Genomic DNA, 8531 nt, shown 5'->3' with positions numbered 1-8531 from the left:
TTGTTCATTAATGGTTCCATAAATTAAAGTAAAATTTCTCCTTTCCCTCTATCATACTTCGAATTCGTTTGTACCTAAGTACCGTTATTCTTACCATTATGACTAGATTCTAGTAAGAACGTAAAAGGTCACTCCCCTTCGCTCCATTGATGTTGTGTTTCATCAATATCATTCACTACTATGAGAGTGTCTGACTCCTCATGACGTACTTATCACTTCGCATTACACTTATAGATAAATACCTTGATATACATCAAGTAATCATAAGGTCTCACAGGGTCATCGCTTTTTCCTTAATATCATGCCAACTGACTTCACAATAGAAGGCCCGTGTTATCGACTAGTTCTTTGGTAACACAGTGAATAGACTTCCACGTTATTCGCAATGTCGTCACACATTCTACTGCCGCACTTTCAGTTCATACTTCGTTTCGGCCTGATATTTCATCTACAGTTCTCTCGAATACTGCATCTCCTTCATACACCACCTCACGATGATGCACTAGATTAGACTTCTCGAATAGCACTAGCGCGCACGAGGTAGGACTTTAACCTACAGGATTTCTACATTCCATGTCACATTTCAAGTTAATAGAAACCTATCTTGAATAATCATTTATAAGTAGAAAATGCCATGCCCCTGTTTGACATGACATATAAGCGACTGCCTGTCGCACAAAAAAACAGTGGATAAAATCCACTGTCAAAAACAAAAGTATATTATTCAGCAACTTTCTGTTCTTTGATAACCTTAGCGATAGATTCGATTACGTCCTTTTCGTCTTCACCTTCAGCTTCGATTTCTACAGTAGCCTTAGTTGGAACACCTAAAGACATAACACCCATGATTGATTTAAGGTTAACGCTCTTACCGTTATAGATTAAGTTAATATTGCTAGAGAATTTGCTAGCCTGATTTACTAAGATTGTAGCAGGTCTTGCATGTAAACCTACTGGGTCAGATACTACGAATGATAATTTTTCCATTTAAAAAATTCCTCCTTATGAATATGTTATTATTATATCACAAATCCTAATTTTTTCTATAACTTTATGTCATTTTTTACTAGCGCTTACAAAAGCATTGATATATACGCTATTTTTTTGATAATAATTTTTTATAATTGTATGAATCCGACACCCAAAACAGAACCACAATTCCATTCTTTTGTATGTCCAGGGTGTTTAAAAGCTAATGCAAGATTACCCATTTCATAGACCATTACACCACCTTCTGGGATATCTACAACTTCTACATGGTCTAATATTTCAGGACCAAACACCTTTTCATCACTATATACTGCTGCCTGCATATTTGTGATTGTCAGAAGTTTGCCTTTCACCATAAAAGAAAATTTATAAACATTCTGAGAACCTTCTAAAGGAATCTTTTCGACAAGAATCTTATCAGGATCAACGCCTAATGTTTCAAAGATACGAGACTGCTGGAAAGACATTGCTTTCTTTAGTTCTTCGTTTAATTGTTTCTCTTTAGAGTAATCATTTTTACTATAGTCATGCTGTGTTGCATTGACATCTACATCTAACATCCATGGATCAAATCTAAATTCCATTTTCTTTCTCCTCTACTAATTCATTTTTTGTTTCTGAACGATATTCTACTAATCTTTCAAACCAGATCTTACATAATGCACCTACCGGTACAGAAACGAGCATTCCTAAGAATCCACCAATCATACTACCGAAAATAAGTGATACGATAACAAGTACAGGATGAATATCAATACTTGCACTAAGTAATCTTGGGTTAATAATATTACCGTCTACACCCTGAATAATAAGTAACGCAATCAAAGCTCTTAAGGCCATATGTAAATCAGCTGTCACAAGACCAATAATTGCTATAGAACCATATCCAAGGAATGGTCCTACATAAGGTATTAGATTACCTATACCAACTAATAATGCAATCACAATCCAGAATTTAACATGTAAGAAGCCAAATGCAACACTTACCATAACAAACATAAGAAAAGCATCAATCACCTGGCCACGTACATAACCAGAGAATACACCTTCAACATCAATTAATAATTGATGAATAACAGTATCTACTTTTCTACTTGTAAAAGCTTTAATACTCTTACTCCAATAATTCCATAATTTTTCTCCATCAAGCATAAAATAAATCGCAAAAATAATAGAGAATAGTAAATTAGTGAAGAAGTCCGACACTTTAGTGATACCGCCTAGAAGATTACTTGTAACACTATCAACTGCTGTCTTTAAGAACTGCTGTACTTGTACTGTAGAAATACTCATAGATTTAAGCTGTACGATGATTGCATCATAAATCGCATTCACATTCTTTGCGACAATACGTAAGAAATCACTCATATCCTTAAACTGTGTGACTGCAAGTTCTTTACCAATACTTTTAATCACAAAAGTAGATAATAACGCAAAAACAAATAATACAATTAAAGAAGTAATCGCAACAGATAACTGATGACTTAACTTCTTCTTTTCTTTAAAATAAGAAATATTTCTAAGAGATGATTCTACCTTTTCTACAACAGGCTTTAATAAATAGGCAATCACAAAGCCAATGAGTAATGGCGTAAATACCTGGCTTAAAAATCCCAATCCTTTCTTAAGAAACGAAAGAATGTCTGAGATGTTACTTCCTGCTGCAATCACAAGATAGATTGCAATGACAGTAAGTACTACATAAATAGATATCTGCGTATATTTTCTATTAGGTTTAAAATGAAACATAATACCTCCCTACATAAGAGGGCTAAAGAAACGTAAGATACATCTCCATCCTCTTAATACAACACTTGTATTTATATACTTCTCTGATACATCCTGACTTATTTCAAATAGTTCATCAAAGTCTTCTCTTAATTCTTTGACTGCATGATTATGTGTAAACCAGCATCCATTTTCAAAGTGTAGATAAAGACTTCTAAAGTCAAAATTAATTGTACCAACAACACCGACCTGATCATCAACCAAACATTGTTTTGAATGAATGAATCCAGGAGTATATTCATAAATATGAATACCTGCCTGCACAAGATGTGAATAATAGCTTCTAGTCACTGCAAAGACAACTGCTTTATCAGGAATACCTGGTGTAATAATTCTTACATCAACACCTCTTTTTGATGCAAGAATAAGTTCTCTTTGCATTTCGTCACTTAATATCAGATATGGTGTAGTGATATAGATATGATCAACAGCATGTTTAATCATATTTAAATAGACATTCTCACCTGTTTCTTCATCGTCTAAAGGTGTATCTGAGTAAGGAATGATATATCCTTCACCTGATACTTTATGACCTTTTAAATAAAGTGTGAGGTCTTCATAATCTTCTTTACTTGATGTCTGCCACATCTCAAAGAATATCTTTGTGAGAGAGTCTACTGCATCACCCTCTAATCTTACTCCAGAGTCCTTCCATAGTCCATAAGGATGTGTGTAATTGAAGTATTCATCTGCAAGATTATAACCACCAGTATAACCTATTAAACCATCTATGACAGTAATCTTACGATGGTCACGATTATTCATAAAGGGATTTAAAACAGGAAATATAGGGTTAAATACACGACACTGTATACCTTCTTCATGAAGACGTGCTCTAAACTTATTATTGATAAATCCTACACTTCCCATATCATCATAAAAGACTCTAACATCCACACCCTGTTTAACTTTCTCTACAAGAATATCTTCTATCTGTCTCCATGCTTTTGAATCTTCTATTGCATGATATTCCATGAATATGAATTCTTTAGCGTTATTTAAATCATGTAGTTGTGCTTCCAATGCATCATTTGTGGAACTATAGAATTTTATCTTTGTATGATTAAAAGTAGGAAAACCTAAAGATTGTAGATAATAAGCTTCTGTGGCATGAAGAGGATCATTCTGTTGTAGTAAGTTATACCCCTCTGTTTCTATCTTATAACTACTTAGATCATCATTTACTTTATTGAACTTCTTCTGTACTGTCTTCAACAATGAAGGTCTACCAAACAAGATATATATAGCTAAACCAAAGACAGGAAAGATAAGAATCAAGACAATCCAAGATAGCTTAAAAGCACTATTATCCGGTCTTCCATAAATATGTAGTACACATATAAATGCAATTAAACTCATGAATGTATCAAAAGCTGCATAGTATTCAGATAAATGTATTGCAAGATTCACAATCATAAATACCTGAATAATAATTAGAAGTGCAGCAATTATTACTCTTACAACACTATTTTTTACATCATTTTTATGCTCATATGTATTCATAAAAACCCCCTATTAAAAAAGGCTTTCAATTAAGAAAGCCTATTAGAAATTCTTCTTTGCGACAACTAAGAAACGATATGTTGTCAACTGGAAATATGTATTCTGTTTAATCTGATCTAATGCATTCATATAGAAGCTCTTATATTGTGCGACATTTTCAGCCACTTCTGGAGCCACCTTACGGAAGTAAGTCTGTATTTGACGAAGATTATGGAAACGAATGTATCCTTTATCTTCTTTAGTTTCTACGACTTCAAATCCTGCGTCTGCAAGAGTCATTGCACAGCTATTCATATCCCATACACCTCTCATCTTAAAAGGCATATACATAGATAAGAATTCATGAAGGTTTTCACTACCATTCTGATTCACAATGAAAGTACCATTTGGTTTAAGTACACGTAATACTTCATTCTTATCATAGTTAGAGAATTGATCCATTAATACATCGATACGTTCATCCTTAAATGGAAGCAGGTTAGATTCTGTCAATTTAGTTGCCTTAACAGGTAATCCTTCTAGAGTTGCTTCTACTTCACTTGTTTCAGTATAAGGTTCAATATCAAATGTTGCTGCAGGATAATCTTTATAATCCTTTACAAACTGTCCTTTATCCACCGTCATAAAAGCTAAATGATCTTCTGGATGAACATAGCTCTTAGTAATAGCGACTTCATCATAAAGTGGTGCAGAGACTTCATAACCATAGTCTTCTTCATCTCCACGTTTTAATTCTTCAATTTCTTTCATTAAATGTGTAGCTGATTGAATCTGCTGACGACATCTGAACTTACCATACTTAATAATAATAAATTGTACGATTGCATCCGCAATCACACCACATGCCACAAAGATAATGAGTTCTAAGAACCACTGTGCTGACATGAATGGTGCATCTGTACCACCAATCATATAACAGATAATACATAATACAACCATGCTTGCTGTTCCTGTATAGTTGAAAGGACGATTGAATTGTTCAAACCACACTAAGTTATTCACTCTTAATGCACGTTTACGGCTGATTTCAAAGTAAATCAGCTGGAATATTAACATCAATCCAACAAACGTTAGTAAAGTTGCGAGTAAAATTGCCATAGAATTCCCCCTTATTTGATCTTCTGACCTGTAAGAGTATAGTATTGATCTCCAATTGTGAAATAGCCTTCATCATGAAGAACGATTTCTTTTTCAATAGAGTAAATTTCCTTCATATCATTATCTACATCATAGATATAAGAACGTCCATTCTTTTCTAATGCGAGATATGGATGTCCATCAAAGACAATTGCTGCCTTTTCAGGAATCTTTGTATAAACATCTGAAAGTGCTTCTTTTCCATTACAGTCATAGACCTTAAATTGGCCATTCTTATTATATGCTGCATAATATGAATTGCCGATGAATTCTAAACGTGGATATGATGATTTTAATACATTTTCACCTTCCGCATTAATTAATTCATACTTGCCATTTTTAAGCTGTACAATAGCACACTTGTTTTCATCATACTGATTGGCTTCCTGATAATAAGGACTGACCTTCTTACCATTAAAGTCATAATAAGCATAACCTTTACCTTTTACGAATCCTGGATAACGAGACACTGATAATTCATATGCATATGGATAAACCTGTACATTCTTTAATTCACTTGTCTTCTTACCGTTATAGACTGTATGAGGTCCATAAGCAATCTTCTTATTTCTAGAAATGAAATGTGTATTGTCTTTAAAGTTAGAGTTTGTAGGAACAATCTCTCCATTTCTATAAAGACTGACAGTATCATCTGCAGTTAATACAACATTGTTTTTGTTTGTGATCTCTGCACCAGTTAGTGCATAATCATTTGAATAGATCTTAGTACCAATTACGGCTAATGTATTCTGGTTATCTGCATCATATAAAATAGCCTGATTCTTACGTGATGCAAGAATAGAATAATTACCTACTTCCTTAATAGAAGACTTCTTACCATTTTTGAAATAAACATTAATAGAATCTTCAAAACCTACAATAGATGCATCATCTATACTAGAAGCATAATAAACCTTCTTCTTACCAGCATATAAAGTCTTACCATTATTTACAACCTTATAAGTCTTACCCTTTACGATAACAGGTAGATCAGTCTTTAATAAACCGCTCTTAGTAGATGATTTATAAAGAACCTTACCTTTTGTATTGAGTACTTCAATACCACCTAAAGAAATATCTGCTGCTCTTGTTTTAGTTTCTGTTTCCGGATTTCTTATAACAGTTACTTCACTTGTATGCTTCTTCTTACCTACAGTTGCAGTAATAGTTACTTTACCTGTTCTTATACCATATACAGTACCATTTTCTACAGTCGCAATATTTAAATCGCTTGAATCCCATTTAACCTCTTCAGGATTTACATTAGTCACAGAAAGCTGACCCTGTCCACCTTTAATAACAGTCATTTCCTTCTGATCAATCACTTTAATAAGCTTATGAACTGTAACATCACATGTATAATCCTTCTTATCAATCGTTGCAGTAATAGTCACTTTTCCTGCTTTATTCGCATGAATTGTACCATTATCTACAGTCGCAATTGTCTTATCAGAAGTTGTCCATTTAACCTTCTGATTTTCATAGTTGTTAATAGAAAGACCATAATCAGATTCTTCATCCATTTCAATCTTAGTTTCACTTAAAGAAAGAGGTTTAGCCTTAACAGTAATTTTAGCCTTAGCTTTTTGATTACCAGCCTGAACGGTAATAGTAGCCTTACCAGGTTTTACACCTGCAATCTCTCCAGTATCCGGTGCTACAATGACAACCTGATCATTACTTGTAGTCCATACTGCCTGATCTTCATCCTTCTTATTTAATACCTGTAAGAAGATATGCTGATCCTTTTCAATAGTAGTCTTAGAAGGATTAATCTTAATCTGTCTCTTCTTTACTGTAATAGTAGCCTTATATTTCTTCTTGCCTACCTTTGCAGTAATAACAGCTTTACCCTTCTTTAAACCTGTTACTTCACCAAATTCATTCACTGAAGTGATTTTTTTCTTATTAGAACTCCATTGTACAACTTCTTCTGGATTCTTCTTATCTAATACATTTAATACAACCTTCTGTTCAGTTAAAAGAGTCACCTTAGTCTGATCAAGTCTCTGTGTTCTCTTCTTTACAGTCACCTTAGATTTAACTGTCTGACCATTACTTGTTGCCTTGATAGTCGCTTTACCTGGATTAATAGCCCAGATATGTCCATCTGCAACAGTCACTACATTCGCATTACTTGTTTCCCACTTAATATCAGGATATGCATTTTCAATGCCATACTGACCTTCTTCACCTGTATAAAGTGTTGCTTCATTTTGAGAAATCTTTAAAGTCTTACGTTTTACTTTAATCTTACACTTTAAAGTATCATCCCCTACTTTTGCGATTATTGTAGTTTTACCAGGCTTTAATCCCTGAATGACACCATTTTCTACTGTTGCAATCTTAGGATCCTTAGACTTCCATTCAATTGTACGTGCACCAAAATCATTCACTGTAAGTGTAGCTGGTTCTGATGTATATACATCTAAAGATTCCTGAGAAAGATATGGATGTAATGCTTCTACCTTAATTACACAAGTCACTGATGCATTATCCTTAGTTGCAGTAAGTGTTGCAGTACCTGCATGTTTTGCATAAACATAGCCTTCCTGATTAATATCAATGACATCATTATCATTTGTAGACCATACAACTGCATCATTCGCAAATACCTGTGTTAAAGTATTTTCTGTCATATTAAGAGAAGATGCACTTAAATAAAGTCCAGTCTGTGGCTGAGATTCACCTACAAGCATATTACCCTGTGTTTTTAAGCTTGTATAACGTCCTGGTTTAATAATTGTTTTACCTGTATTAGAAATATAACCAGTCTGATCACTCTCATTAGTCACTAAATATCCACCTTCAAAAGGTGTATATGTCTTATACATATCTTTGGTATAACGCTGCCCCTTAGTATTATAAAGAGCATATAAACTATTCTTTCCTTCTTTCATGAAAGAAGTCTTCTTAATCTCATGATTATCAGATGATGATCCACAGCCACTTAATATTAATGCAGCAGCCAGGATTCCTATTACCTTCTTCATAGTCAGCCTCCTTGTTTTTTTACAACACCATTATAACATAATTCTTTACGTAAAAAAAATGAGAGATAATCTCTCATTTTAGAATCTTTCTGAAACGATAATTTACATTCCATAGGAACA

The 8531-nt window shown here is 33.6% G+C and carries 6 protein-coding genes; all 6 read right to left on the bottom strand.

Features of this window, described 5'->3' with window-relative positions; genetic code table 11:
• Positions 1-720: 720 nt before the first annotated feature.
• The 6 genes from DW269_RS07730 to DW269_RS07705 all read right to left on the bottom strand — a co-directional run bounded on the left by DW269_RS07730 (position 721) and on the right by DW269_RS07705 (position 8411).
• On the bottom strand, positions 721-987 hold the full coding sequence (locus DW269_RS07730; protein ID WP_022425165.1) for a phosphocarrier protein HPr: 267 nt from the start codon (positions 985-987) through the stop codon (positions 721-723).
• 131 nt (positions 988-1118) lie between these two features.
• Positions 1119-1574, bottom strand: a complete 456-nt coding sequence (locus tag DW269_RS07725; RefSeq protein ID WP_117459248.1) for a hypothetical protein — start codon at positions 1572-1574, stop codon at positions 1119-1121.
• A complete protein-coding gene (locus DW269_RS07720; RefSeq protein ID WP_117459247.1) occupies positions 1564-2739 on the bottom strand; it encodes an AI-2E family transporter in 1176 nt (391 codons plus the stop codon). The genes DW269_RS07725 and DW269_RS07720 overlap by 11 nt, the downstream gene beginning before the upstream one ends.
• 9 nt (positions 2740-2748) lie before the next feature.
• Positions 2749-4281 (bottom strand): cardiolipin synthase, encoded by a 1533-nt coding sequence (gene cls / locus DW269_RS07715; RefSeq protein WP_117459246.1) that lies wholly within the window; start codon positions 4279-4281, stop codon positions 2749-2751.
• A 42-nt stretch (positions 4282-4323) separates the two neighbouring features.
• Positions 4324-5379, bottom strand: a complete 1056-nt coding sequence (locus DW269_RS07710; protein ID WP_117459245.1) for a hypothetical protein — start codon at positions 5377-5379, stop codon at positions 4324-4326.
• 11 nt (positions 5380-5390) lie between these two features.
• The gene (locus DW269_RS07705) at positions 5391-8411 is read right to left on the bottom strand and encodes an Ig-like domain-containing protein (protein ID WP_117459244.1); all 3021 of its coding nucleotides are present in this window, start codon (positions 8409-8411) and stop codon (positions 5391-5393) included.
• Between the last annotated feature and the right edge of the window lie 120 nt (positions 8412-8531).

The sequence above is a fragment of the Catenibacterium sp. AM22-6LB genome (assembly GCF_003435615.1).
GTDB lineage: Bacteria > Bacillota_I > Bacilli_A > Erysipelotrichales > Coprobacillaceae > Catenibacterium > Catenibacterium mitsuoka_A.
Note: the sequence above shows the minus strand (reverse complement) of the source record. Positions and strands in the feature narration are given on the sequence as shown.